Origin of the sequence: Paractinoplanes deccanensis (assembly GCF_016862115.1) — a bacterium.
Classification (GTDB): Bacteria; Actinomycetota; Actinomycetes; order Mycobacteriales; family Micromonosporaceae; genus Actinoplanes; species Actinoplanes deccanensis.
In genome coordinates this window covers 58722-83106 of the sequence record NZ_BOMI01000125.1, presented here as the reverse complement: position 1 = coordinate 83106, position 24385 = coordinate 58722, and the positions used below count along the sequence as shown (strand labels likewise).

Here is a 24385-nt window from a genome sequence, read left to right as displayed (position 1 = left end):
GGCGGTGGCTCTCAGCGCTGAGTTCCATGTGTCCATCGTGCCTGATGTAGTCAAATGAGTCGGCTGCTGGACGCTCAGGAGAGGCGGAGGAACTCCTCGCAGCGCTGCCACAACCGATCCGCCGCGGGGCGGTCGTAGTCGGACAGGTCCTCGTCGGGCCAGAGGTGGCCCACCCCTGGGTAGCGGTACACCTCGAACGCCGCGCCCGCCCGCGCCATGCTCTCGGTCCAGCGCTGCACGGACTCGGGCGGGACGAACTCCGGATCCGGGTCGGCGACGTGCAGCTGGGCTCGCAATCCCGGGGGCACCCGCGACAAAGATCCGGCGCTGGCGACCAGCAGGACGCCGGCCGCACGTGGACGTTCGGGCAGCAGGGCCTCGACCACGCCGACGCCCATCGAGAAGCCGGCCAGCACCGTCTCGGGTGGCAGGTCGCGCAACGCTGCCCGGGCCCGGTCGGTGATGGCCGCCCAGCCCACCTTGTCGGCCAGCGTGAAGCCCTCCTCGACCGTGTCGGCCGGCGGGAGGCCGTAGAGGTCGGGGGCGACGACGGTGTGGCCGGCAGCGCGCAGGCGTTCCGCTGCCGTCAGCATCGCGGGGCGCAGGCCGTAGACGGAATGGAAGAGTGCGACCGACGCCATGCCCCCAATGGTGCCCGACCGGGGACGTGCTCGGTCGCCCTTGGTGGGCATCCCGGCCCCGCGCGGTTCGGCGGGGCGGTATGTCCCCGAGACTTATGCGGAGCGGTCGGTACGTGTGGAAAGGGGCGGCTGTCGCGGGTCCGAGGGTGGAGCCGTCGATCAGCCACATGCCTTGGCCCCAACCGGTGTTCACCCGGCAGCGCTCGGATGTTCCGGCGGTGACGACCAGATCATCGCGGAGCGGGGTTGCGCCGGGGACGCGAATCCTATGGCGCAGAGGTGCCCCATCGCCTCGGCGTAGGACTCGACGTCGGGATGGCTGGGCACGGCCTCGCGCCAACGGTGCCAGGCGCCGCTGGTCAAGTAGGGCTGGGCGTGGCCGGTGCCCGAACGGCGGTCCAGATGCAGCAGAGCGCCGAGCGCCCATGGCTGGGCGTCGCGCACTTGCGGCTGTGGCAGGAAACGGTCCAGGTAGGCGGTCAGGATCGACGGGGTGCCGAACGCGGCGGCCGCGAAGCAGTAGCCCGTGCCGGCGTCGCTCGCCCTGCCGGTGAGGAGGAGAGTGCCGATGGCCTCCCGGAACTCGGTGCGGCGGTCGATCGCGATCAAGAAGGCGGCGACGATGCGACTGCGCCAGTCGGCCATGGCGCGGTCGGGTTGGAGCAGGGATCGCAGCTCCGCGTTGGTGATCCGGCGGGCGTCGCGGATCAGGTCGCGCGCGAAAATGCCGCCTTCGTGATGCAAGTCAGCGGAGACGGCTCGCCACCGTGCCGTCAGACACGGGCTGCTGGGGCCGCAGCGGGCCGCCGCGCCCAGATGACGGCGGCGGCCAGCACGGCGGCCGCGGTCAAGACCGTCACGCGCACCGGGGTGGCCATCGCGCTGTCGGGGTCGGGTGGGTGGACGACCATGGCGAGAGCCGCCCCCGACGGTGCGACCAGAGACGCCAGCGAACCCCACCGACCCCGGCGGTGGATGGCCGCGCCGATGATGCCGAGGGGCACGCCGAGCAGTGCGCCGCCCACGACCCAGAACGCGCGGACGTTGCCCCACCAGGAGCCGTCCGCGATCACCGACTCCAAAGTGTCGTAGAGGAGCGCGGCGACAACCAGGGTGACGCTCCCCGCCCACCAGCGGCGGCACAGCCGGCCCGCCACGATGGCCGCCACGGCCCAAGCCCAGCCCGAGTCGAGGATCAGGCTCAGGAACTCCACCGCCTGCATGGGGGCGCTCCGGTCGGCGCGGGCCACGCCCGTCACGTCGAACCAGGACGGGATCGCGTTCGCTGTGGCCGCGAGGACGGCCAGGGTCGCGCCGAGCGCGGTCGATCTCAGCCAGGGCACGCGATGACGGTAGCCGTGACGCACGAGACAGGTTCGGTTATGGGTGGGCGGTGCCGGGTAAGCCGTGCGCCGAGAGGGAAGGGGATAGCGACATGACCAGGGAGAACATCAACACGGAGGCGGCCGAGGGGCAGCGCGACCGCCGGTTCCACGGTGGCAGCCCCGCGCACCTCGACGACGACGAGCTGGCTCGCCGCACCGCGGAGGAGCGGGCCGAGGCCGGTGTCACCGACTATGACGCGGGTGATGTGCCGCCCGCCACCGATGACCCGGTGCCGTACGACCCGCAGGCCGACAGCATCGAGCAGGACATCGAGAGCGTGACCGCGCGCCAGGAGGCGGAGGGCGAGAACGTGCCGCTCAGCGCGGACAACCCGTTCCCGCCCACGCGCTACGCCGAATAACGCATCAGGTCGTTGAGCTCGCCGAAGTCGTACGCCTCGGCGAGCTCTTCCGCGTAGGTGCCCTGGCCGAGCGCCTGCACGGTGACGCGCCGGAACATCTCGTACGCCGCCTCGGCCACCCACGAGCCGAGGCTGACCCGGGCCACGCCGAGCTTCGCCAGCTCGCCGACCGTCGGGGCGCCCGGGCCGGTCAGGATGTTGAGCGGTGCGGGGACGCGCTCGGCCAGCGCGGCCACTGTGGACGGGTCGGTCACGCCGGGCACGAAGATGCCGTCCGCGCCCGCCTCGGCGAACGCCGCCGCCCGGGCCACCGTCTCGTCCAGCTCGCCCCGGCCCCGCAGGTAGGCGTCGAGCCGGGCGTTGATGAAGAGCCCGTCCCCGGCTGCGCCACGGGCGGCCGCGATGCGGGCCGCCTGCTCGTCCACCGTACGGCTGCCGTCCTCGATGTTGATCCCCACCGCCCCGGCGGCGAGCACCAGGCAGACCGTGTCGGCGACGTCGGCGGGAGTGGCGCCGAAGCCCGACTCGATGTCGGCCGTCACGGGCACGTCGACCGCCCGCACGACGCGGCGGATCGCGGCGATCGCCTCGTCCCGGTCGAGCGTGTCGCCGTCCGCGGCGCCGAGGCTCCACGCGACGCCCGCGCTGGTGGTGGCGACGGCCGGCGAGCCCGAGGCGGCGGCGATCCGGGCGGTGGCGGCGTCCCAGGCGTTGACCAGGACGAGCGGGGTGCCGGGGGTGTGCAGGGAGCGGAAGAGAGCAGCTTTGTCGTTCACGGGAACGAGTCTTCGGGACGGGCCGCCGGCGGCGTAAGGTTTGAGCCCCAGCTAAAACCACGGAGTCGGAATTGGTCTCCATCGCCCTGTCCGCGTCCGCGGCGACGCGTGTCCGCTTCGCGGTGTCGTGCCTGTGGGAGGTGCTCGCCGGCGTGCGCGTGCTGCGCGATCCCGGTGTGCCGGCGGTGCACCGGCGATGGGCGTCCGAGGTCTCGCTGCCGCCCGGGAGCCTGCTGGCCTCTCTGGTCGCTCCCACCGGCGGCTACACGCCCGATTTCCTGACGCCGCCGCCGGCGGGTTCGTCGCCCGGCCTCGACCGCGAGCTGACCGGTCTGATGGCGACACCCCCGGAGGTGGTACGAGGTGAGCTCGCCCTCATGCCCCGGCCCGGCTCCCCGGCGGTGCGCGCCCTGCACGACGACCCGGTCACCGGTCTCGCCCGGCTCGCCGACGAGATCGCCGCCTACTGGGCCGCCGCCGTCGAGCCCCGCTGGCCCCGCATGCGCGCCCTGCTCGACGCCGAGGTGCACCGGCAGGCCCGGCGCCTCGCCGCCGAGGGCGCCGACGCCGTCCTCAACGACCTGCACCCCAGCGTGACCTGGTCGGCCGGCGTCCTCCGCGTCGACCAGCCGCACTGCCCGGCGCCCGACGTCCCGGCCGGCAGCGGCCTGGTCCTCGTTCCGTCGGTCTTCGTGTGGCCGTCGATCCTCACGGTCTCCGCCGGCGACGTCCCGCAGATCGCCTATCCCGCCCGTGGGGTGGCCACTCTCTGGGAGCAGGCGGCCGACCCCTCGGACGCCCTGAGCGCCGTCCTCGGCCGCGGGCGCGCCCGCGTGCTGACCGAGTTGTCCACGCCGCTGTCCACCACCGAGCTGGCCCGCCGCACCGGCATCACTGCCGGTGGCATCTCCCAGCACCTGAGCACGCTGCGTGCCGCCGGCCTGGTCACGACACACCGCCAGGGCCGCGCGCTCCTCAACTCCCGCACCACGGTGGCCGACTCGCTGGTCGCCGCCGCGTCGTGAGCGGCCGCGCGTTCCTCAGTCCCGCATCACCGTGGCCGACTCGCTGGTCGCCGCCGAGACGGCGCCGGGACCATGACGATCACGGGCGGCGCTAGAGCGGCAACATCACCGGCGTGGGCTCGCCGGCGACGCAGGTCACGGTGATGCGGTACTTCTTGGCCGGCTTACCGGCCTGCATCTCGGTGTCCGACGTGACAAAGACGATCCGCGCCGTGAACGCCGGCCCCGCCTCGACGTCCTTCGCCACGAAGCCGGGTGCCGCCTCCCATATCGTCAGCCGTGCCTTGCCCTGTTCGCAGACGGCATGCACCGTCCCACCCGGCGAGGTGATCTTCTTGCCCTCGGGCGGCGCCGCGGACGCCGACGGGGGCGCCTCGGCCGAATCACTGACCGTGGGCGCCGCACTGCGCGGCGGCACGACCGGTAACAACGGCGCCGCAACGGACGGCAACACTCCACTGGAGACTGTCATGCCGGGTGCCGGCGACTCCGTGACTCCGGGCGCCTGCCCGCCACGGTCCGCTCGCATCGGCGGCGCCCCGAACCCTCTGCTGGCCGCCGGCGCCGGCGACGTGGGCGCGACCGCCGCCTCCGGCCGCCGCTCACCCTCCCCGCCCCCGGTCAGACCCCAGGCCGCCAGCCCACCGACGATCACCGCCACTGCCGCGGCTCCCGCCAGGAGCTTCTTCCTTTCAAGCTGTACGGGTCGCCGCCCACCCTCAACCGCAGTCTCGCGTCCCGGGCTACCGAGCACTTCGACCCGGGTGGCCGCCGCCCCGTCCGCATAGCCGAACGCCACCCGCGCGGAACCGCCCCGGCGCCCACCGGCAGCCGTTGAGGACGCGCCCGTGTGGCCGCCGGCAGCTGTTGAGGACGCGCCCGTGTGGCCGCCGGCAGCCGTTGAGGACGCGCCCGTGCGGCCGCCGCCGGGCGGGGTTGCGCCGGCGCGGTTGTCGCTTTGGGGTGCGGCGGCAGCACGGCCCCCTGACGTGCGGGCGCCGGCACGGTCGCTTCTCCTGAACGCAGCCGGAGCGTGACCGCCGCCTGCCGGGGTGGGCTCGCCATGGACGGCACCCGCTGGGATGGCGCCCGCACCGACGCGGGCATCGGTCCCACCGTCGGCGCCACGCTGCTCCGCTACGTACCCGGATGCGGGCCTCCGCTGATCCCAGTCGCCGCCGCGGCCCGAACCGCCGGCCGGGCCGGCATCCGAGCGTCGGCGGCCGGCCGGGTCGGCGTCCGGGCGCCGGCGGCCGGCCGGGTCGGCATCGGGGCGTTGGTGGCCGGCCGGGTCGGCATCGGGGCGCCGCTGGTCGGCCGGGCCGGCATCCGAGCGTTGGTGGCCGGCCGGGCCGGCATCCGGGCGCCGCTGGTCGGCCGGGCCGGCATCCGAGCGTCGGCGGTCGGCCGGGCCGGCATCGGGGTGCCGCTGGCCGGCCGGGGGCTCGGTGCCGGTCCTGCGCTCGGGAGCCGGGGACGGCCCATCTGCGCCCGGGTCGCGGTCCGGCGCCCGTACAGAATGGGAAATCGCAGCTGCCTCCGCCGCGTCCGCCAGGGTGACCGACACCTCGCTCGCGGTGGGGCGGTCGGCCGGGTCCTTGCGCAGGCAGCGGGTGATCAGGTCGGCGACGGCGGCGGGCACGCCGGGCAGGTCGGGCAGGGGCGCCGGATCGACGTACACGTGCGCTTGCAGCATCTGGGTGGTGCTCTCGACGCTCCACGGCGACTCGTGCGCGAGCAGGCGGTAGAGCAGCACGCCCAGCGCGTACACGTCGGAGGCCGGCTCGACCGCCGCTCCGGAGAGGCGCTCGGGGGCCAGGTAGGCGGGGGTGCCGACGAGCATCTCCTCGGGTTCGAGACCCACCGCGGCGGCGATGCCGAAGTCGACGACCTTGGCACCCATCGGGGTGACCATGATGTTCGCCATCTTGATGTCGCGGTGGACCAGGCCGTCGGCGTGCGCGGCCGCCAGGGCCGCCGCCACCTCGCCGCAGATGCGGAAGACCTTGCGTGGCGGCAGCGGGCCGGCAGAGACCTTCTGCTGCAGCGTCGGGCCGTTGATCAGTTCCATGACCACGTACGGCAGCGGGGTGCCCGACTCGCCGGCGCTCGCCTCGCCGAAGTCGTAGACCTGGGCGATGTTGGGGTGGGAGAGGGCCGCGGCGGCGCGTGCCTCGTCGCGGATGCGGGCGCGTGACTGCGGGTCGCCCGCGAAACGGGCGGCCAGCACCTTGACCGCGACGCGGCGGCCGAGGACTTCGTCGCGGGCGCGCCACACGACCGCCATGCCGCCGCTGCCGAGCCGGCCGAGCAATTTGTAGCGGCCGCCGAGTGTTTCCCGAACCTCCACCGTGGCAGTGTGCCCGTCTCGCCGGGAAATCGCACATCCGGGTGCCACTCGAATGGCCTTCACATTCGCATTCGGCTTATTGTTCTTGGCGGTTCTCCGAATGATGGAGGAATTGATCATGGCTTCTCGCCTGACCGACGCGGCCCTCGGCCGGCTGCTGCGCGTGGCCCCGGCGGCGAACGACTACACCGTGTCCGCCGTCCGCGTCCCGATGCGCGACGGCGTCACCCTCGCCGCGGACCACTTCGCCCCGCGTACGCGCAAGCCGCGCGGCACGGTGCTCGTGCGCACCCCGTACGGCCGGGGCTTGCCCACCTCGCTCCTGGAGGGCCGCCTCTACGCGGCCCGCGGCTACCACGTGATCATCCAGAGCGTGCGGGGCACGTTCGGCTCGGGCGGCACGTTCCGGCCCATGGCGCAGGAGGCCGAGGACGGCCAGGACACGGTCGCCTGGCTGCGCGGACAGTCCTGGTTCGACGGGCGGCTGGCCACCTTCGGCGCGTCGTACCTCGCCTGGGCGCAGTGGGCGCTGATGCAGGATCCGCCGCCGGAGTTGCGCGCCGCCGTCGTCCTGGTCGGGCCGCACGACTTCCGCGAGGCCGTCTTCGGCACGGGCGCGTTCACGGTCGGCGACTTCCTCGGCTGGAGCGACATGATCGCCCATCAGGAGGACGGCGGCCTCGTCGCGCGCGTCCGCAACGGCGCCTCCGCGCCCCGCCGCCTGCGCCCCGCGCTGGCCGGCCTGCCCATTCCGGACGCCGCCGATCCGGTCCTGCGCGGCCGCGCGCCGTGGTATCGCGAATGGCTTTCACACCCCGACGGCGACGATCCGTGGTGGCAGCCCTATCGCGCCGGGGAGTCGCTTTCCCGGGCCGATGTCCCGGTTCTTCTGATCGGCGGCTGGCAAGATCTTTTTTTGACACAAACCCTTTTCCAGTACGAGGCATTGCGCTCCCGCGGCGTCGACGTGGCACTCACCGTCGGGCCGTGGACCCACCTGCAACTGGGCCTCCAGGGCGCCGCCGTGGTGGCCCGCGAGGGCCTCGCCTGGCTCGATCAGCACATGGCCGGCGGGCGCCCGGCCCGCAGGGCTGCGGTGCGCGTCTACCGCACGGGCGAGGGCCGCTGGCACGAGATGGCCGCGTGGCCGCCGCCCGCGACGCCCGCCGTGTTCCAGCTGCACGCCTCGCGGACGTTGACGCTCGCCGCGTCCCCGGTGGCGACGCCACCCCCGGCCTCGGCCGCGCCCCCGGTGCCCGACGCCGTCCGGATCGGCCCGGAGGAGGGCACGGTGAGCTTCCGCTACGACCCGCGGCGGCCCACCCCGACCGTCGGCGGCCGCACGCTCACCGGCTCGATGGGCGTCAAGGACAACCGCAGGCTGGAGGCCCGGCCCGACGTCGTCACCTTCACCACCGATCCGCTGCCGACCGCCGTCGACGTGATCGGCTCGCCGACCGTGGAGCTCGCGATCGCCGTCGACCCGCCGCACGCCGACGTCTTCGTCCGCCTCTGCGACGTCGACGAGCGCGGCCGCTCCCGCAATTTCTCCGACCACCTGCACCGCCTCGACCCGGCCGTGCCCGCGGGCGAGGTGCAGCACCTGACGCTCACACTCGACGCCTGCTTCCACCGGCTGCGCGCGGGCCACCGCCTGCGGCTCCAGGTGTCGGGCGGCTCGTTCCCGCGCTACGCCCGCAACCTGGGCACGCCGGGAGCGCCGGCCGAGGCCCGCACCCATTGCCCCTGCCTGCACACGATCCACTGCGCCGGCTCCCGGCTCCTGCTGCCGGTGGCCGCCGCCGCTCCTACGGTTTCGGGTGCTTCATCCACCACTCGGTGAACTGGCGTGCCTGCCCCAGCTGGTCGAGGCGGAGCAGCCACAGGTTGCTGTAGACGTCGTTCGGATAGGTGGTCGTCGCCTCGATGACGGCCAGCTCCTCGGTGATCAGGACCGGATGCCAGTCGAACGTGGTCGAGCCCGGCTCGTCCTTGATCTCGAGCCACTTCTCGACGATCGTGTCGCGGCCGATCCACGGCTTGGCGTAGGGCTCGGTGAAGTAGGCCGCGTCCTCCGCGAAGAGGTCGCCGATGTGGCGTGGATCGTTGGACTCCCACGCCTTGCGGTAGTTGCCCATCCACGCCGTCACCGCGTCGAGACTGGTCATCGCGCCTCCCCTTGCCTTTCGGACTTACGGACGGAAGTTGTACGCCAGCTTGCCGAACTCCGGGATGGTGCCGTTCCACAGCAGATCGGAGACCTGGCTCAGCACGATCAGGGTCAGGCCCTCGCGGGGATCGTTGAACCAGGTCGTGCCGCAGCCGCCGGACCACCCGTACCGCCCGGGCCCGGAGACCTCGTCCGCCGCGACCGTGACCGCCAGACCGTAACCCCAGCCACTGCCCTCCAGGAAGAAGGAGCCCGACTCGATCTGGGCCGGCGAGAGGTGGTTGGTGGTCATCGCCTCGACGGACTGCTCCGACAGCAGCCTCGTGCCGCCGTGGACGCCCTTGGCGAGCAGCAGCCGCGCGAAGGCCAGATAGTCGTCGGCGGTGGAGATCAACCCGCCGGAGCCGGACGGGAAGACCGGCTGCCGGCCCCAGTCGCCGGCCGCCCCGATCTCCTGCGTGTCGCCGTTCTCGTACTGGGTGGGCAGCTCAGCGGCCCGCGGCGAGGAGAACCCCGTCGACGTCATGCCCAGCGGCTCGAAGACGCGCTCGCGCAGCAGGTCGCCCAGCGGCTTGCCGGCGGCCCGGGCGAGCAGCACGCCGAGGATGAGCGTGCCCGCGTTGTAGTGCCATCGGCTGCCCGGCTGGGTGATCAGCGGCAGCGACCCGAACCGCTTGATCCACTCGTCCGGGCCGTGCGGCGTGCGCGGCCACATGCCGAGCATCTGGAGGTCGAGCTCCTGCCACGCCCGCACGATCGGCCAGGGCGGGTCGACCCGGTCGCCGTCGATGACCGCGCCGAAGCCCAGCGTGAACGTGAGCAGGTCGGCGACGGTGACGGGCCGCTCGGCGCCGACCGTCTCGCCGAGCGGGCCGTCCGGCCGGGCGAGCACCCGCTGGCCGGCGAGCTCGGGCAGCAGCCTCGCCACCGGCTCCTCGAGGTCGAGCAGGTCGTCCTCGGCGAGCATCAGCGTGGCCACGGCCATTACCGGCTTGGTCATCGAGGCGATGCGGAACGGGGTGTCGCGCCTCATCGGCACGTCGCCTCCGAACGCGGTGACGCCGACGGCCTCGACGCTCACCTGATCGTCGCGGGCGACCACCGCCACGAGACCCGGGAAGTCGCCGCGCTCCACCCGCGCGGTCATGGCTTGCTGCAGCTGAGATGGCATGCGGCCCATTTTTCCTTTTCTGTCGTACGCCGTCGCTATGGTCCTCGTCATGGAACAGAACTGGCGGCATCTCCCGGCCCCCGCCCGCCCCATCGCGGCCGCCGCCTCGGAGGCGATCGCCGCGGCCCAGGCCCACGACGCCGACGCGCTCGACGCCGCGGTCGCCGGCCTCGCCGCCCTCGACCCGGCACAGACCGGCCTCATCCTCGGCACGGCGACCCGCCTGCTGCTGGAGCAGTCCCACCCCGACGGCCTCGACGGCGACGCGGTGCGCGACGTGCTCGAGCGCGCGGTCCGCTCGGCAGCCACGTGGCAGCCCGAGGTCGACCCGCACGTGGTGCTGCTCCTGCTGGCTGGCGCTCTCGGCGTCCTGGAGGACGACGGCACCCCGCCACCCAAGCCGGACGTGCTGGCCCGCCACGCCGCCCTGCTGCTCGCCGAGCTGCTGCCCGGCCGCGACACCCGCGCCGTGCTCACCGCCGCCCTGGCCGAGATCGAGCGAGCCCAGCTCAACGATTGAGCGTCGCCCACTCACAGATCGCGGCGAGCGGCTTCTCCAGCATCCGCCCGAGCTCGGTCAGCTCATATTCGACGTGCTGCGGCGCCGACTCCTTGAGGACGCGCCGCTCCACCAGCCCGTCCGCCTCCATGCCCCGCAGCGTCTCGGTCAACATCTTCTGCGTGATCCCCGGCACCCGCCGCCGCAGCTCCGCCGTCCGCCGCGGCCCGTCCAGCAGCGTGTAGACGAGCAGCACCCGCCATTTGGCGCCCAGCCGTTCCAGCGCCTGCCGGGTCGCGCAGCTCTCCTCGAGCACGTCCGGCACCACAGCCTGATAGGCACCCGAAAGTGCCCTCTGTCCATCGGTCACGCTCGAAGCCTAGTGTCACCGCGTGATCGAAGAAGTGACCTTCAGTAGCGAGGGCCTGGCCCTCTCCGGCCTCCTGCACCGAGCCGACGGCGACCGGGCCATCGTCCTCACCGGACCCTTCACCGGCGTCAAGGAGCAGGTCACCGGCTTGTACGCCAAGCGCCTCGCCGAGGCCGGCTTCACCACGCTCGCCTTCGACCACCGTGGCTTCGGCTCCAGCGAGGGCCGCCCCCAGCACGAGGACAGCCAGGGCAAACTGGCCGACCTCCGCGCCGCCGTGGGCCTGCTCGCGGGCTCACACCGGGTCGCCCTGGTCGGCATCTGCCTGGGCGGCGGCTACGCGATGCGCGCCGCCGCCACCGATCCCCGTGTCACCGCGGTGGCCGGCATCGCCGGTGCCTACAACAGCCCCGCGTGGTTCGCCGCGCGCATGGGCCTCGACGCCTACCGGGCCGCCCTCGCCGGCATGCTGGCCCACTACGACGAGTTCCTGCCCGCCGTGGCCCCCTCCGGCGACGCCGCGATGCCCGGCGACGAGCCGTGGTCGTACTACTCGCAGCACCCACTCAACTGGACAAATCGGGTGACTCGTGGCTCGTTGCACAGCCTGATGACCCTGGACGTGCTGAGCGTCCGCCCCCTGCTCCCACCCAGCCTGATCATCCACGGCCGCGAGGACGCCTATTGCTCCCCGGAGCTGGCAACGGCGATGGCCGCCGACAAGACCGTATGGCTCGACACGGAGCGGCACGTCGACCTGTACGAGGCCGAGCCTTATGTCACGCAGGCGGTGGACGAGACGGCGACATTCCTCCGGGCGCACGGCTAGCCGAGTGCCTGCGCTCTCGCAAGCGGCGCCGCCTGCGCGTCGCCGATTGCACCCTGGTCACTCCAACCCGTACATTCTCCTGCCGGCCCGACCATTATCGACTTGGCCGGCCTGGCTGTGCGAGCCACAGTGAATTCACGCGCGAATAGTTATGGGCCGTGAAGTTGGATTCGCCAATCGGACGCTGCCGCCGTTGGGCAGCCGCAGCAAGCGGATTTGACGAGCGTGACCCGCCGTCGAGCGCCGTGTGCGGTGGCGCACGGTATCGATCCGTCCTCGCGACGGCCACCGGCGCCCTGGATGGCCTCTGCGGCCCTGAGCGGCCAGCGACAAAGCGGCAGGCAGGCCTGCGGCCTGCCCGCACGTAGGCGCACACCGCCGCACCCATCACCGACTCGGAGCGGGCACGAGCCAGTGTCAGGGAAGCCTTGACACTGAAGGCCCGGTCGGGGGAGATGCCACGCGCCGGACCTGGCTATCATCGATCACCGAGCCGGTCGGCTGAACCCAGTGTTGAGCCACTGGGCCGTGGTGCTGATTTTCCTTGGTTTGGCTTGTGTCTCAACCTTTGTCTCAATGTCCACGTCGGCAATGAGTCCAGAGAGCAAGGTGAGCCGGATGGTAGCGACGCTTTGCGCTGTTGCCATGTCTGTCGAAGCAGGTCTTATGACCAACCTGGCAGCGTCAGCACTGGGTTGAGTCGACCGTCCCATATTGGCCCTTTGTTACGTTCGTTGCGGCATACGGTCAAGATCGAAGCTTTGTAAGACGATTCGATGTGCCGAGCCTGCGAGGATGCAGGTGCGGCAGGGAAGTGCAGCAGCCGTGCGGCCTTCTCGGGCCGAGTCAAACCGCCACCCGCCATGTGACCTCGTGAAACATTTGGTCCAACCGATCCGCCCAGAGCTCGCATCGAGGGGTCGGGTGCGGCGCCGGGCCATCCTGGGTCATTGGGGCCGCCATGGGGCCTATTGAGCGTCGCCCCATGACGCCCACTATCGGCCAGTGACGTATGGCTATCTACGACGCCGGTCAACGGGGGCGTCGGTAGCTCTGGCCATGAGGGTGACGGGCGCGTCGGCCTGTACGCCAGATACAGGCGCTGACGTCGGCGAGCGCTCAGCGTCTATGGCAGATCAGCAGTTGCGTCACGAGTCGACACGCGGACGGAGCTCAGTCGCATGGGCAACGCCTCGCTTCCCTGCCAATGAGCGAGTCGGCCCTGCGGTGTCGTCAGCATTGCTACAGCACCGGTACAGCCTCGGTAGGAATCACCGTGGAGGGTCGTTGAGAGTCGAGCACAGCCGGGCAAGGTTATAGGGGCCACCGTTGTGCTGAGGGAGACTCGCTGAGATCCAGTCTGGCACGCGAAGCGAGCGCGACCATCGTTGTGGCCAGCACAAACACTGATTGGGGGATCCGGGGGGCTTGCCCCCACGGCGTGGGGTCTGGGGCTCGGGCCCCAGGAAGACTCAAGTGCCCCCGGCAGGATTCGAACCTGCGCTTTCGCCTCCGGAGGGCGACGCTCTATCCCCTGAGCTACGGGGGCTCAGTGGTTCAGAAGCCTAGCAGGCTCCCGAACGGCGCCGCCAACGGGATAGGGGTTGGCGGCGCCGGGGTGGGTCAGGTGCCCTGGATGCTCTTCAGGAGCTGGTCTATCAGGTTGATCTCGCTCTGCTGGCCGGTGACCATGGTTTGGGCCAGCCAGGTGACGTCCTTGTGGTCGGAGAGCTTCAGGATCTCCTGGGCCATGTGGATGCCGCCCAGGTGGTGCTGGCGCATCAGGGTCAGGTATTGGACGTTCAGGTCCTTGCCTGTGGCCGCGCGCAGCTTGGTCAGCTGGTCGGGGGTGGCCATGCCGGGCATGAGGCCGTTGACCACGGAGCCGGCCGAGTCGGGCATCCAGGCCATGGGCTCCTGGGAGCTGGTGGGGCTCAGGCCCCAGTCGCGCAGCCAGGCCTGCATGTAGCCGATCTGGCCGTGCTGGGTCAGGGCTATGTCACCGGCGAGGGTGACGATGCGGCTGTCGGTGGAGTCGGCGTGGGCGATCATCGACATCTCGACGGCCTGGGCGTGGTGGGTCGACATGTCGCGGAGGAAGCCCGCCTCGGCCGAGTCGTCGCCCGGGGTGGTGAAGCGGGGGATCAGCAGGCCGCCGCCCACGCCGAGGGCCAGGCCGAGCACGAGGGCCGCCACCAGCCACCAGGCGCCGACCCGGCGGTCGCCGCCCGGAGAGGCTGGGGCGGCGACCGTGGAGGACGGGTCGGTGGAGACCGACATCAGCTGCCGGCGCCGGGGGCGGACGCGGTGACCGGGCCGGTGGTGGTGTTGCCGCTGGAGCAGGCCGCGCCGGGCTCCATGGACGCGTTGAGGCGCGCGTTCTTGATGAACTCGTCGATGCGGCTGTCGCTCGCGTCGTCGGTCTTGAGCTGGTAGCCCCACACCTGCACGGACACGTTCTTGTCGAGGCCCGCGTAGGGCGACATGAACATGTAGTCCTGGCCCTCGACCTTCTTCTTCAGCTCGTCGATCTGGCCGGCGGCCAGGCCGGGCTTGTACGTGACCCAGACGGCGCCGTGCTCGAGGCTGTGCACCGCGTGCTCGTTGGCGATGGGCTCGGTGTAGACGTCGCCCATGCAGTTCTGCCAGACGCCGTTGTGCGCGCCGCCGACCGGTGGGCTCGTCACGTACTGGAGCGTGCCGTCCTTGTGGTCGCGCGCGTCGATCGCCGCGTTCTTCTGCGCGCGGTAGTCGACGACGCCGTCGATGGCGTTGAGCCTGTCCTCCCAGCTGCCGCCGCCCTTGACCGCGGCGAAGACGCCGTAGCCGATGATGCCGACGGCGATCAGCACGACGACGCCGGCCACCGCGATCGGGCCCCAGTTGCGGCCACCGGCGACCTTGACCGGGGTGACCGGCTTGCGGCCCTTGCCCTTGCCGCCCTTGCCGGGTGCCGCCTTCTTGGCGCCGGGACGAGAAGCGCCGGAGCGTGATGAAGAACCACCCGCGGGCGGCTTGCCCTGACCGGAGGTCTTGCCGACCTTGACGGTGGACGGGACCCTCTCGGGACCCGGCGTGCTCATGCTCATCGTTCCTCGTCGATTCGTCAGGAGAGGGAAAGCGGTGCGTGGGTGGCCACCGAGCGTCGAAGTCTACCCCCGATAGCATGGTTGAGTGACTCCCGCCAACCTTGCTGCCACCGTTCTCTCAGCTGCTCGTGCCGTGTTCGAGACCCGCGGCCTCGACGTCTCCGCGCTGCCGGAGTCGACCGCGGTGGAGCGACCCCGCAACCCCGAGCACGGCGACTACGCCTCGACGCTGGCCCTGCAACTGGGCAAGAAGGCCGGTGTGGCGCCGCGCGAGCTCGCCGCCGCGCTCGCCGAGGAGCTGAGCAGCCAGCCGGGCATCAAGTCGGTGGAGATCGCCGGTCCGGGCTTCCTCAACATCCGGCTCGACGCCGCCGCCGCGGGCGTGTTGGCCCGCGACATCGTGCTGGCCGGTGCGGAGTACGGGCATTCGGGCACGCTCACCGGTGAGAAGATCAACCTCGAGTTCGTCTCGGCCAACCCGACGGGCCCGGTGCACATCGGCGGCGTCCGGTGGGCCGCTGTGGGCGACGCGCTCTCCCGGCTGCTGCGCGCGGCCGGCGCCGAGGTCGGCACGGAGTACTACTTCAACGACGCCGGCTCCCAGATCGACCGTTTCGCCAAGTCGCTGTACGCGAGCGCGAAGGGCGAGCCGGCCCCCGAGGACGGCTACGGCGGCGCGTACATCGCCGAGATCGCCACCGCCGTGGTGGCCGAGGCCCCCGACGTGCTCCAGCTGGACGAGGCCGAGGCGCTCGAGACGTTCCGGCGTGTCGGCGTCGACCTGATGTTCGCCGAGATCAAGCAGTCGCTCACCGAGTTCGGCGTGCACTTCGACACGTACTTCAACGAGAAGGACCTGCACAACCGGGGCGAGCTCCAGGAGGCCCTCGACCGGCTGCGCGAGCAGGGGCACATCTTCGAGGCCGACGGCGCCACCTGGCTGCGCACCACCGAGTTCGGCGACGACAAGGACCGGGTGCTGCGCAAGTCCGACGGCGACTGGACCTACTTCGCCGCCGACTGCGCCTACTACCTCGACAAGCGCAAGCGCGGCTTCGACCGCGTCGTGATCATGCTGGGCGCCGACCACCACGGCTACATCGGCCGGATGAAGGCGATGGCGGCCTGCTTCGGCGACGATCCGGACACCAATCTCGAGATCCTCATCGGCCAGCTGGTCAACCTGGTGCGTGACGGCGAGCCGGTGCGGATGAGCAAGCGCGCCGGCACGGTCGTGACCCTGGAGGACTTCGTCGACGCGCTCGGGGTGGACGCCACGCGGTACGCGCTGGCCCGCTACTCGTCCGACTCGCCGATCAACCTCGACATCGCGGTGTGGACCCGGGCGAGCAACGACAACCCGGTCTACTACGTGCAATATTGCGGCGCCCGCACGTCGAACGTGGCGAAGCAGGCGGCCGAGGCCGGGGTGACCCGGGGCGAGGTGGCCGACTTCCACCCCGAGCTGCTCAGCCACGAGAAGGAGAACGAGCTCCTCAAGGCGCTGGGCGAATATCCGGACGTGGTCGCGCGGGCGGCCCAGCTCCGCGAGCCGCACCACGTCGCGCGCTACCTGGAGGAGCTGGCCGGGGCGTACCACCGCTTCTACGACAAGTGCCGCGTGAAGCCGCAGGGGGACGAGCCGATCACCGAGACCCACCGCGCGCGGCTGTGGCTCAATGACGCCACCCGTCAGGTGATTGTCAACGGGTTGGGCCTGCTCGGCGTCTCGGCGCCCGAAAGGATGTAGGGATGCGAGCGCATGAGGCCGGGGCGCTGCACGGCGACCTCGGGCACCGGGGGCCGGCGTGGCTGCGTACGCCCGACAACGTCAACGCCCTGGTGCCGGAGCTGTGGCCGCGCACGGTCAGCCGCACGGCGGACGGGCATCTGGAGGTGGGCGGCGTGAGCGTCGCCGACCTGGCGGCCGAGCACGGCACGCCCGCCTACCTGCTCGACGAGGACGACCTGCGGGCGCGCTGCCGTGACTTCGCGGACGCCTTCGCCGGCGCGGACGTCTTCTACGCGGGCAAGTCGTTCCTCTGCAAGGCGGTCGTGCGGATCATCGACGAGGAGGGCCTCTTCCTCGACGTCTGCTCGGGCGGCGAGCTCGCGGTGGCGCTGGCGGCCGGTTTCCCGCCGGAGCGGATGGGCTTCCACGGCAACAACAAGTCGATCTCGGAGCTGCGAAGGGCGCTCGACGCGGGCGTCGGCCGCATCATCGTCGACTCGTTTCAAGAAATAGAGCGCTTGTCCGAATTGTCGAAAACGATGGGTAAGCGGCCGAACGTCCTGATTCGCGTCACGGTGGGTGTCGAGGCTCACACCCACGAGTTCATCGCGACGGCGCACGAGGACCAGAAGTTCGGCTTCTCGCTGGCCGGCGGCGCGGCCTTCCAGGCGGCCATCAAGATCCTCGACGAAGGCGTCCTGGAGCTGAAGGGCCTGCACTCGCACATCGGGTCGCAGATCTTCGACACCAGCGGCTTCGAGGTGGCGGCCCGCCGGGTGATCGAGCTCCAGGCGCAGATCCGCGACGCGCGCGGCGTCGAGCTGCCGGACCTCGACCTCGGCGGCGGCTTCGGCATCGCGTACACCACCCAGGACACGCCCTCGACCCCGGGCGACCTGGCCAAACGCATCAACAAGATCGTCGAGGGCGAGTGCGAGCTGGCCTCGCTGCGCAAGCCCCGGCTCTCCATCGAGCCGGGCCGGGCCATCGTGGGGCCGGCCGTCTTCACGCTGTACGAGGTGGGCACGGTCAAGGACGTCGACGGCATCCGCACCTATGTGAGCGTCGACGGCGGCATGAGCGACAACATCCGCACGGCCCTCTACGACGCCTCCTACTCGGCCACGATCGCCGGCCGGGAGAGCACCGCCGAGCCGTTGCTGGCCCGCGTGGTGGGAAAGCATTGTGAATCCGGGGACATCGTCGTGAAGGATGAATTCCTGCCCGCGGACGTGCAGCCCGGAGATCTTCTCGCGGTGCCCGGCACCGGGGCGTACTGCCGGAGCATGGCCAGCAACTACAACCACGTCCCTCGGCCGCCGGTGGTCGCGGTGCGCGACGGCGCCTCGCGCGTGATCGTGCGCCGGGAGACCGAGGACGACCTGCTCGCATTGGATGTCGGATGAGTGAGAAAGCGGTTCGCCTGGCCCTGCTGGGCTGCGGCACCGTCGGTTCGGAAGTGGTCCGCCTGCTGCACGACCAGGCCGAGGACCTGACGGCCCGGATCGGCGCGCCCCTCCAGATCGTCGGGATCGCGGTGCGCCGGCTCGGCCGCGAGCGCGGTGAGCTCCCGGTCGACCCGGCGCTGTTCACCACCGACGCGCTCGGCCTGGTCAAGCGCGACGACGTCGACGTGGTGATCGAGGTGGTCGGCGGCATCGAGCCGGCCCGCACGTGGCTGGTCGAGGCGCTGCGCGCCGGCAAGAGCGTCGTCACGGCCAACAAGGCCTTGCTCGCCGAGGACGGCGGGGCCCTGCACGACGCGGCGGCCGAGGGCGGCGCCGACCTCTACTACGAGGCCTCGGTGGCCGGCGCGATCCCGCTGCTGCGCCCGCTGCGCGAGTCGCTGCACGGCGACCGTGTCACCCGGGTGACCGGCATCGTGAACGGCACCACCAACTTCATCCTGTCGTCCATGGACTCCTCCGGCGCCGGCTTCAGCGAGGCGCTCGACGAGGCCACCGAGCTGGGCTATGCCGAGGCCGACCCGACCGCCGACGTCGAGGGCTTCGACGCCGCGGCCAAGGCGGCCATCCTCGCGTCGCTCGCCTTCCACACCCGGGTGACCGCCGAGGACGTCTTCCGCGAGGGCATGACCGGCGTGACCGCCGGCGACATGGCCAGCGCCAAGGAGATGGGCTGCACCATCAAGCTGCTCTGCATCGCCGAGCGCGGCCCCGACGAGGCCGGCCACGAGTCGGTCAGCGTCCGCGTGCACCCGGCGATGATCCCGCGCAGCCACCCCCTGGCGAGCGTCGGCGACGCGTTCAACGCGGTCTTCGTCGAGGCCGACGCGGCGGGGCAGCTGATGTTCTACGGCCGGGGCGCGGGCGGGCGGCCGACCGCGAGCGCGGTGCTCGGCGACATCGTCGCGGCGGCCCGCAACCGCCTGGCCGGCACCCGGGCGCCGAGCGAGAGCAACTACGCCCACCTGCCGATCCGCCCGATCGGTGCGGCGGTGACGCGCTATCACATCAACCTCGACGTGGCCGACAAGCCGGGCGTCCTGGCGGCGGTGGCGGGTGTCTTCGCCAAGCACGAGGTCTCCATCGCGACCGTGCGGCAGTCGGGCCGCGAGGAGGACGCGAAGCTGGTCATCGTCACGCACGGCGCGCCGGACGCCAATCTGGCGGCCACGGTCGAGGCGCTGTCGCGGCTCGAGATCGTCCGGTCCATCGCCAGCGTGCTGCGCGTCGAGGGCGGGGCCTAGCCATGCTCGACCACGTGGGGTTCCAGTGTGCCGACCTGGCCGCGAGCGCGGCCTTCTACGACGCGGCGCTGGCGCCGCTGGGCGCGCGGCGGCTGATGGACTTCAGCGTGGCGATGGGCTACGGCACCGACCACGCCGAGTTCTGGATCGGCGAGTTCAACGAGGGCGAGGGCTTCCGCGAGTCGCACATCGCCTTCGCCGCGGCGAGCCGGGCCGAGGTCGACGCGTTCTTCGCGGCGGCGGTCGCGGCCGGCGCCGAGGTGCTGCACGAGCCGGCGGTCCATCCGGAGTACCACGAGCACTACTACGGTGCTTTTGTCCGCGATCCGGACGGCAACAACGTCGAGGCGGTGTGCCACAGTCCCGAATAGTGGACGCGATGTCCCAAGATTCGGCGTTCTGAGGCACGCTGTTGCAGGTCAGCGACAGAGGGAGACGACCATGTACCGGGGACTGATCGAGGCGTACCGGGACCGGCTGCCGGTCACCGGCGCCACCCCCGTGGTCACGCTGCACGAGGGCAACACACCGCTCGTGCCCGCACCCGTGCTGTCCCAGCGCACGGGCGCCGACGTCTACCTCAAGGTGGAGGGCGCCAACCCGACCGGCTCGTTCAAGGACCGCGGCATGACCATGGCCGTGTCCAAGGCGGTCGAGGACGGCGCCAAGGCCATCATCTGCGCCTCCACCGGCAACACCAGCGCCTCCGCCGCGGCGTACGCGGCCCGCGCCGGCCTCACCTGCGCGGTGCTCGTGCCGCAGGGCAAGATCGCGCTGGGCAAGCTGGCGCAGGCGCTCGTGCACGGCGCCAAGCTGCTCCAGGTCAACGGCAACTTCGACGACTGCCTGGCGCTCGCCTCCAAGCTGTCGCAGGACTTCCCGGTCGCCCTGGTCAACTCGGTCAACATCTTCCGGCTGCACGGGCAGAAGACGGCCTCGTTCGAGATCGTCGAGGCGCTCGGCGACGCCCCCGACATTCACTGCCTCCCGGTCGGCAACGCGGGCAACATCTCGGCCTACTGGATGGGCTACCGCGAGGACAAGGACGCGGGCAACAGCAGCAAGCTGCCCAAGATGTACGGGTTCCAGGCGTCCGGCGCGGCGCCCATCGTCACCGGCAAGGTGGTCGAGGAGCCGTCGACGATCGCCACCGCGATCCGCATCGGCAACCCGGCGAGCTGGACCAAGGCGCTCGACGCCCGCGACTCCTCCGGCGGCCTGATCGAGTCGGTCACCGACCGCGAGATCCTGACCGCCTACCGGCTGCTCGCCCGCGAGGTCGGCGTCTTCGTCGAGCTGGCCAGCGCGGCCAGCGTGGCGGGCCTGCTCCAGCAGGCGCAGGCGGGCAAGGTGCCCGCGGGTGCCACCGTGGTCTGCACGGTCACCGGCCACGGCCTCAAGGACCCCGAGTGGGCCATCTCCACGGCCCCGTCGCCTACCACGATCCAGAACGACGTACTGGTCGCCGCCCGCGAGCTAGGCCTCGCCTGAGCGGCCCCACTCCTCGTCGGCGACCTTGACGAGCAGCAGCACGGCCTGAGCCACCCGATCGAGCTCCTCCGCTGAGAGGCGGCTGAGGAGCGTGCGCATCTTCGCCTCCCCGGCGTTGAAGATGCTCCCGATGAGCTCGCTGCCCGACCGTGACAGGCCGATCCGGCGCACCCGCCGGTCGTGCAGGTCCTCCGTGCGCGTCACGAGGTCCTGCACCACGAGCCGGTCGATCATGCCGCTGAGCGCGGCGGCGCCGACCCCGAGCAGGCCGGCGAGCTCGCCGAACGGCACATTGCCGTGCCGGGAGAGCAGCATGAGTATCTTGAGCTGCGACAACGTCAGGTGGGACGAGAACAGCGGATCGGCCTGGTCCTCCGCGATCAGGTCCTGGAGTCGGCGCTGCGCGCCCATAATGTCCGCGATGAGCTGTTCCTTCTCGGCCACCGCCGACCCTTTCCCTGTGACGCCATGATGGCCGCTTTGCGTCCATCTGGTGACGGACGCTACCAGTGCACCCCGGGGAAAAACCATTTGTTCGCGTCAGGCAAACTATTCATGCTGGACGAACTATTACCGGGGGAGAGCACATGTCATTCCTGACCCGGCTCAGCCTCGCCAACAGAGGCCTGGTCGCTCTAGTCGCCATCGTCATCACCGGCTTCGGGATCTTCGCCATCCCGTCGCTCAAGCAGCAGCTGTTCCCGTCGATCGAGTTCCCCGCGGCCTTCGTGACCGCGACGCTCCCGGGCGCCGGCCCGGAGATCATCCAGGACCAGATCACGGAGCCCCTCGAGGACGCCGCCAAGGGCCTCGACGGCATCGACAGCGTCACCTCGACCACCCGTGAGGGCGTCGCGACGGTCACCGTCGCGTTCGTCTACGGCACCGACATCGACTCGGCGGTCAACCAGCTCACCACGGCCGTCAACCGGGTGCAGCCGCAGCTGCCCGACGACGTCGAGCCGACCATCTTCGCGGGCAGCACCGACGACATCCCGGCGATCGTGCTCGCCGCGTCGGGCGGCGGCGACGAGAGCGCGCTGCTCGACAAGCTCAACGAGACGGTCGTGCCGGAGCTGAACGCCATCGAGGGCGTCCGCGACACCACGATCACCGGTGCTCGCGCGGAGCAGGTCGTCATCGCCCCCGACCTGGCCAAGCTGACCGCCGCCGGCGTCAACCCGCAGGCGATCACCACGGTCCTCCAGCAGAACGGCATCTCGGTGCCGGCCGGCGCGGTCAACGAGGGCGACAAGTCGCTGACCGTGCAGGTGGGCACCCCGATCACCTCGATCGACCAGCTCAGGGGCGTCTACCTCACCGGCAGCCGGGGCCCCGTCCAGCTCGGCTCGGTCGCCACGGTCGAGAGCAAGCTGCCGGCCGCGACGTCCTACACCCGCACCGACGGCGCCGCCAGCCTCGGCATCGCGGTCACGGCCCGGCCCGACGGCAACCCGGTCGACATCTCCCACGAGGTGCGCGACAAGCTGGCCGACCTCGAGAAGGACTCCGGCGCGAAGCTGACCGTCGTCACCGACCAGGCGCCGTTCGTCGAGCGCTCGATCGAGAGCCTCACCACCGAGGGCCTGCTCGGCCTCGTGATGGCCGTGATCGTCATCCTGATCTTCCTGCTGTCGGTGCGCTCGACCCTGGTCACGGCGGTGTCGATCCCGCTGTCCGTGCTGATCGCGCTGATCGCGCTCTGGGTCGGCGACTACACGCTCAACCTGCTCACCCTCGGCGCGCTGACGATCGCCGTCGGCCGCGTGGTCGACGACTCGATCGTCGTGCTGGAGAACATCAAGAGACATCTGGAGTACGGCGAGGAGAAGGTCCACGCGATCATCTCGGCCGTGCGCGAGGTCTCCGGCGCGGTGACCGCCTCCACGCTGACCACCGTCGCCGTGTTCGCGCCGATCGCGCTGGTCGGCGGCTTCGTGGGCCAGATCTTCTCGTCCTTCGCGATCACCGTGACCGTGGCGCTGATCGCCTCGCTCTTCGTGGCGCTGACCGTGGTGCCGGTGCTGGCGTACTGGTTCCTCAAGCCGCCGCCGGAGGGCACCGACACCGAGGCCGTCCGCCGGGCCGCCGAGGAGAAGGAGCGGCGCAACCCGCTGCAACGCGGCTACCTGCCGGTGATCCGCTTCGCCACCAAGCGCCGCTGGACCACGCTGACCATCGGCCTGGTCGTGCTGCTCGGCACGGGCGTGCTCGCCGGCCAGCTCAAGACGAACTTCCTCGACCAGTCCGGCCAGGACTCGCTCAGCATCAGCCAGGAGCTGCCGGTCGGCACCAACCTGGCGACGACCGACGCCGCGGCCAAGAAGATCGAGGACGTGCTGGCCAAGACCGACGGCATCAAGGCCTACCAGGTCTCGGTCGGCGGCGGCGACTTCAACCCGTTCCTCGGCGGGGGCGGCGCCAGCACGGCGACCTTCAACGTGGGCCTCGACGAGGACGCCGACGCGGTGAAGATCACCGACGAGTTGCGCGACGAGATCGGCAAGCTGAGCGACGTCGGCGAGGTGACGGTCGGCGCCGACGACTCGGGTCTCGGCGGCGGCAGCGAGCTCGCGGTCCAGGTCAAGTCCTCCGACGCCGAAGCGCTCGCCACCGCCACCGAGCAGGTGCAGAAGGCGATGTCCGAGACGCCGGGCGTGATCGACGCGACCAGCACGCTCGCGGCCAGCGTCCCGCGCCTCGACGTGGCCGTGAAGCGCGACGTCGCGGCCCAGTACGGGCTGACCGAGGCGTCGATCGCCCAGACCGTCTCCGGTGCGTTCCGCTCGGCGCCCGCCGGCCAGATGTCGGTCGACGGCGCCACCGAGGACGTCGTGATCTCGTTCGGCACCCCGCCGGCCGACCCCGCGGCGCTGGCGAAGCTGCCGATCACCACCGCCCGCGGCGTGGTGCCGCTGAGCCAGGTCGCCGACATCAAGCAGGTCAGCGGTCCCGAGGAGGTCACCCGGGTCGACGGCGAGCGCACGGTCTCGGTGACCGGCACGGCCACCGGCTCCGACCTCGGCGCGGCCACCCGTGACCTGCAGAAGAAGCTCGACGCGCTCACCCTGCCGGCCGGCGCCACGGCCACCGTCGGCGGCGTCAGCGCCGACCAGGCCGAGGCGTTCCAGCAGCTCGGGCTCGCCGTGCTGGCCGCCATCGCGATCGTCTTCATCATCATGGTGGCGACGTTCCGCAGCCTGATCCAGCCGATCATCCTGCTGGTCTCGATCCCGTTCGCGGCGACCGGCGCGATCATCCTGCTGCTGGTCACCGGCACGGCGCTGGGCGTGCCCGCGCTGATCGGTGTGCTGATGCTGGTCGGCATCGTGGTGACGAACGCCATCGTGCTGATGGACCTCATCAACCACTACCGGGCGCAGGGCATGGGCGTGCAGGAGGCGGTGATCGAGGGTGGCCGGCACCGGCTGCGGCCGATCCTGATGACCGCGATCGCGACCATCTTCGCGCTGATCCCGATGGCGCTCGGCCTCACCGGCGAGGGCGGCTTCATCTCGCAGCCACTGGCCATTGTGGTCATCGGCGGCCTGGTCAGCTCGACGCTGCTCACCCTGGTGCTGGTGCCGACGCTCTACACGATGGTCGAGAACCGCAAGGAGAAGCGGCGGGCCAAGCGCCTCGCGAAGAAGGGCATCCCGGTGGTGACCGAGGAGGCGCCCGAGCCGCCGAAGGAGCCGGCCGGCGCCCTGCGCGGCTACACCGACCAGTTCGAGGTCCTCAAGATGCCCAAGCGGCAAGAGGGCTGACGAGCTCGACCGGTAAGT

The 24385-nt window shown here is 71.3% G+C and carries 22 protein-coding genes and 1 tRNA gene; 11 read left to right on the top strand and 12 right to left on the bottom strand.

All coding sequences use genetic code 11. The features are described 5' to 3' along the window. Positions 1-74: 74 nt before the first annotated feature. From Ade02nite_RS31730 to Ade02nite_RS31720, 3 genes are all read right to left on the bottom strand, one after another. Entirely contained in the window at positions 75-641 is a 567-nt protein-coding gene (locus tag Ade02nite_RS31730; RefSeq protein WP_203771918.1) for a dienelactone hydrolase family protein, read from the bottom strand. A 189-nt stretch (positions 642-830) separates the two neighbouring features. Next, entirely contained in the window at positions 831-1385 is a 555-nt protein-coding gene (locus Ade02nite_RS31725) for a DUF6000 family protein (RefSeq protein WP_203771917.1), read from the bottom strand. 29 nt (positions 1386-1414) lie between these two features. After that, complete coding sequence (locus Ade02nite_RS31720) at positions 1415-1984, bottom strand: hypothetical protein (protein WP_203771915.1); 570 nt, start codon at positions 1982-1984, stop codon at positions 1415-1417. A gap of 92 nt (positions 1985-2076) precedes the next feature. On the opposite strand from Ade02nite_RS31720, the gene Ade02nite_RS31715 reads away from it, so the two are divergent. Continuing rightward, positions 2077-2388 (top strand): hypothetical protein, encoded by a 312-nt coding sequence (locus tag Ade02nite_RS31715; protein ID WP_203771913.1) that lies wholly within the window; start codon positions 2077-2079, stop codon positions 2386-2388. Here the strand turns inward: Ade02nite_RS31715 and Ade02nite_RS31710 are convergent. Next, positions 2376-3164 carry an isocitrate lyase/PEP mutase family protein gene (locus Ade02nite_RS31710; protein WP_203771911.1) on the bottom strand — a complete coding sequence of 263 codons (789 nt, stop codon included), beginning with the start codon at positions 3162-3164 and terminating at the stop codon, positions 2376-2378. The two genes, Ade02nite_RS31715 and Ade02nite_RS31710, sit on opposite strands and share 13 nt — an antisense overlap. A gap of 71 nt (positions 3165-3235) precedes the next feature. On the opposite strand from Ade02nite_RS31710, the gene Ade02nite_RS31705 reads away from it, so the two are divergent. Continuing rightward, a complete protein-coding gene (locus Ade02nite_RS31705; RefSeq protein WP_203771909.1) occupies positions 3236-4189 on the top strand; it encodes an ArsR/SmtB family transcription factor in 954 nt (317 codons plus the stop codon). A gap of 91 nt (positions 4190-4280) precedes the next feature. Here the strand turns inward: Ade02nite_RS31705 and Ade02nite_RS31700 are convergent, their stop codons facing one another. Next, positions 4281-6539, bottom strand: a complete 2259-nt coding sequence (locus Ade02nite_RS31700) for a serine/threonine-protein kinase (protein WP_239169207.1) — start codon at positions 6537-6539, stop codon at positions 4281-4283. Between the two features lie 118 nt (positions 6540-6657). Between Ade02nite_RS31700 and Ade02nite_RS31695 the strand changes: the two genes are divergently transcribed. Next, positions 6658-8382 carry a CocE/NonD family hydrolase gene (locus Ade02nite_RS31695; protein WP_203771905.1) on the top strand — a complete coding sequence of 575 codons (1725 nt, stop codon included), beginning with the start codon at positions 6658-6660 and terminating at the stop codon, positions 8380-8382. Here Ade02nite_RS31695 and Ade02nite_RS31690 read toward each other — a convergent pair. Together Ade02nite_RS31690 and Ade02nite_RS31685 are read right to left on the bottom strand one after the other, a co-directional pair. Beyond that, positions 8348-8707 (bottom strand): nuclear transport factor 2 family protein, encoded by a 360-nt coding sequence (locus Ade02nite_RS31690; RefSeq protein ID WP_203771903.1) that lies wholly within the window; start codon positions 8705-8707, stop codon positions 8348-8350. The genes Ade02nite_RS31695 and Ade02nite_RS31690 overlap by 35 nt on opposite strands. A gap of 24 nt (positions 8708-8731) precedes the next feature. Further along, positions 8732-9880 (bottom strand): serine hydrolase domain-containing protein, encoded by a 1149-nt coding sequence (locus Ade02nite_RS31685; RefSeq protein WP_203771902.1) that lies wholly within the window; start codon positions 9878-9880, stop codon positions 8732-8734. 49 nt (positions 9881-9929) lie between these two features. On the opposite strand from Ade02nite_RS31685, the gene Ade02nite_RS31680 reads away from it, so the two are divergent. Further along, positions 9930-10400 carry a hypothetical protein gene (locus Ade02nite_RS31680; RefSeq protein WP_203771900.1) on the top strand — a complete coding sequence of 157 codons (471 nt, stop codon included), beginning with the start codon at positions 9930-9932 and terminating at the stop codon, positions 10398-10400. Here Ade02nite_RS31680 and Ade02nite_RS31675 read toward each other — a convergent pair. Then, entirely contained in the window at positions 10390-10749 is a 360-nt protein-coding gene (locus Ade02nite_RS31675) for a winged helix-turn-helix transcriptional regulator (RefSeq protein WP_239169206.1), read from the bottom strand. The genes Ade02nite_RS31680 and Ade02nite_RS31675 overlap by 11 nt on opposite strands. Positions 10750-10771: 22 nt before the next feature. Between Ade02nite_RS31675 and Ade02nite_RS31670 the strand changes: the two genes are divergently transcribed. Further along, the gene (locus Ade02nite_RS31670) at positions 10772-11578 is read left to right on the top strand and encodes an alpha/beta hydrolase (protein ID WP_203771898.1); all 807 of its coding nucleotides are present in this window, start codon (positions 10772-10774) and stop codon (positions 11576-11578) included. Between the two features lie 1477 nt (positions 11579-13055). On the opposite strand, the gene Ade02nite_RS31665 is transcribed toward Ade02nite_RS31670, so the two are convergent. The 3 genes from Ade02nite_RS31665 to Ade02nite_RS31655 all read right to left on the bottom strand — a co-directional run bounded on the left by Ade02nite_RS31665 (position 13056) and on the right by Ade02nite_RS31655 (position 14667). Continuing rightward, a tRNA-Arg gene (locus Ade02nite_RS31665) sits at positions 13056-13127 on the bottom strand. A 74-nt stretch (positions 13128-13201) separates the two neighbouring features. Further along, entirely contained in the window at positions 13202-13858 is a 657-nt protein-coding gene (locus Ade02nite_RS31660) for a DUF305 domain-containing protein (protein WP_203771896.1), read from the bottom strand. Beyond that, positions 13858-14667 (bottom strand): thioredoxin-like domain-containing protein, encoded by an 810-nt coding sequence (locus Ade02nite_RS31655; RefSeq protein WP_203771894.1) that lies wholly within the window; start codon positions 14665-14667, stop codon positions 13858-13860. Before Ade02nite_RS31655 ends, Ade02nite_RS31660 begins: the two co-directional genes overlap by 1 nt. An 85-nt stretch (positions 14668-14752) precedes the next feature. Here Ade02nite_RS31655 and argS point away from each other — a divergent pair, with 85 nt between their 5' ends. The 5 genes from argS (at position 14753) to thrC (ending at position 20600) form a co-directional block, all read left to right on the top strand. Then, positions 14753-16417: an arginine--tRNA ligase gene (argS, locus tag Ade02nite_RS31650; protein ID WP_203771892.1), complete on the top strand. Its 1665-nt coding sequence runs from the start codon at positions 14753-14755 to the stop codon at positions 16415-16417. A 2-nt stretch (positions 16418-16419) separates the two neighbouring features. Beyond that, positions 16420-17805, top strand: coding sequence for a diaminopimelate decarboxylase (lysA, locus tag Ade02nite_RS31645; protein ID WP_203771890.1), 1386 nt, complete (start codon positions 16420-16422; stop codon positions 17803-17805). Further along, positions 17802-19109, top strand: coding sequence for a homoserine dehydrogenase (locus tag Ade02nite_RS31640; RefSeq protein ID WP_203771888.1), 1308 nt, complete (start codon positions 17802-17804; stop codon positions 19107-19109). Before lysA ends, Ade02nite_RS31640 begins: the two co-directional genes overlap by 4 nt. A 2-nt stretch (positions 19110-19111) precedes the next feature. Further along, on the top strand, positions 19112-19480 hold the full coding sequence (locus Ade02nite_RS31635; protein ID WP_203771886.1) for a VOC family protein: 369 nt from the start codon (positions 19112-19114) through the stop codon (positions 19478-19480). A gap of 70 nt (positions 19481-19550) precedes the next feature. Further along, positions 19551-20600 carry a threonine synthase gene (gene thrC / locus Ade02nite_RS31630; RefSeq protein WP_203771884.1) on the top strand — a complete coding sequence of 350 codons (1050 nt, stop codon included), beginning with the start codon at positions 19551-19553 and terminating at the stop codon, positions 20598-20600. Here the strand turns inward: thrC and Ade02nite_RS31625 are convergent. Beyond that, positions 20586-21044 (bottom strand): MarR family winged helix-turn-helix transcriptional regulator, encoded by a 459-nt coding sequence (locus Ade02nite_RS31625; protein ID WP_239169205.1) that lies wholly within the window; start codon positions 21042-21044, stop codon positions 20586-20588. The two genes, thrC and Ade02nite_RS31625, sit on opposite strands and share 15 nt — an antisense overlap. Positions 21045-21187: 143 nt before the next feature. Here Ade02nite_RS31625 and Ade02nite_RS31620 point away from each other — a divergent pair, with 143 nt between their 5' ends. Next, positions 21188-24367, top strand: coding sequence for an efflux RND transporter permease subunit (locus Ade02nite_RS31620; protein WP_203771880.1), 3180 nt, complete (start codon positions 21188-21190; stop codon positions 24365-24367). Positions 24368-24385: the final 18 nt, after the last annotated feature.

Excerpts from the sequence above, each read along its gene's own strand:
- Ade02nite_RS31730 (WP_203771918.1), bottom strand. The coding sequence starts at position 641 with ATGGCGTCGGTCGCACTCTTCCATTCCGTCTACGGCCTGCGCCCCGCG.
- Ade02nite_RS31715 (WP_203771913.1), top strand. The coding sequence starts at position 2,077 with ATGACCAGGGAGAACATCAACACGGAGGCGGCCGAGGGGCAGCGCGAC.
- Ade02nite_RS31695 (WP_203771905.1), top strand. The coding sequence starts at position 6,658 with ATGGCTTCTCGCCTGACCGACGCGGCCCTCGGCCGGCTGCTGCGCGTG.
- Ade02nite_RS31690 (WP_203771903.1), bottom strand. The coding sequence starts at position 8,707 with ATGACCAGTCTCGACGCGGTGACGGCGTGGATGGGCAACTACCGCAAG.
- Ade02nite_RS31685 (WP_203771902.1), bottom strand. The coding sequence starts at position 9,880 with ATGCCATCTCAGCTGCAGCAAGCCATGACCGCGCGGGTGGAGCGCGGC.
- Ade02nite_RS31680 (WP_203771900.1), top strand. The coding sequence starts at position 9,930 with ATGGAACAGAACTGGCGGCATCTCCCGGCCCCCGCCCGCCCCATCGCG.
- Ade02nite_RS31660 (WP_203771896.1), bottom strand. The coding sequence starts at position 13,858 with ATGTCGGTCTCCACCGACCCGTCCTCCACGGTCGCCGCCCCAGCCTCT.
- Ade02nite_RS31655 (WP_203771894.1), bottom strand. The coding sequence starts at position 14,667 with ATGAGCATGAGCACGCCGGGTCCCGAGAGGGTCCCGTCCACCGTCAAG.
- lysA (WP_203771890.1), top strand. The coding sequence starts at position 16,420 with ATGCGAGCGCATGAGGCCGGGGCGCTGCACGGCGACCTCGGGCACCGG.
- Ade02nite_RS31640 (WP_203771888.1), top strand. The coding sequence starts at position 17,802 with ATGAGTGAGAAAGCGGTTCGCCTGGCCCTGCTGGGCTGCGGCACCGTC.
- Ade02nite_RS31635 (WP_203771886.1), top strand. The coding sequence starts at position 19,112 with ATGCTCGACCACGTGGGGTTCCAGTGTGCCGACCTGGCCGCGAGCGCG.
- thrC (WP_203771884.1), top strand. The coding sequence starts at position 19,551 with ATGTACCGGGGACTGATCGAGGCGTACCGGGACCGGCTGCCGGTCACC.
- Ade02nite_RS31620 (WP_203771880.1), top strand. The coding sequence starts at position 21,188 with ATGTCATTCCTGACCCGGCTCAGCCTCGCCAACAGAGGCCTGGTCGCT.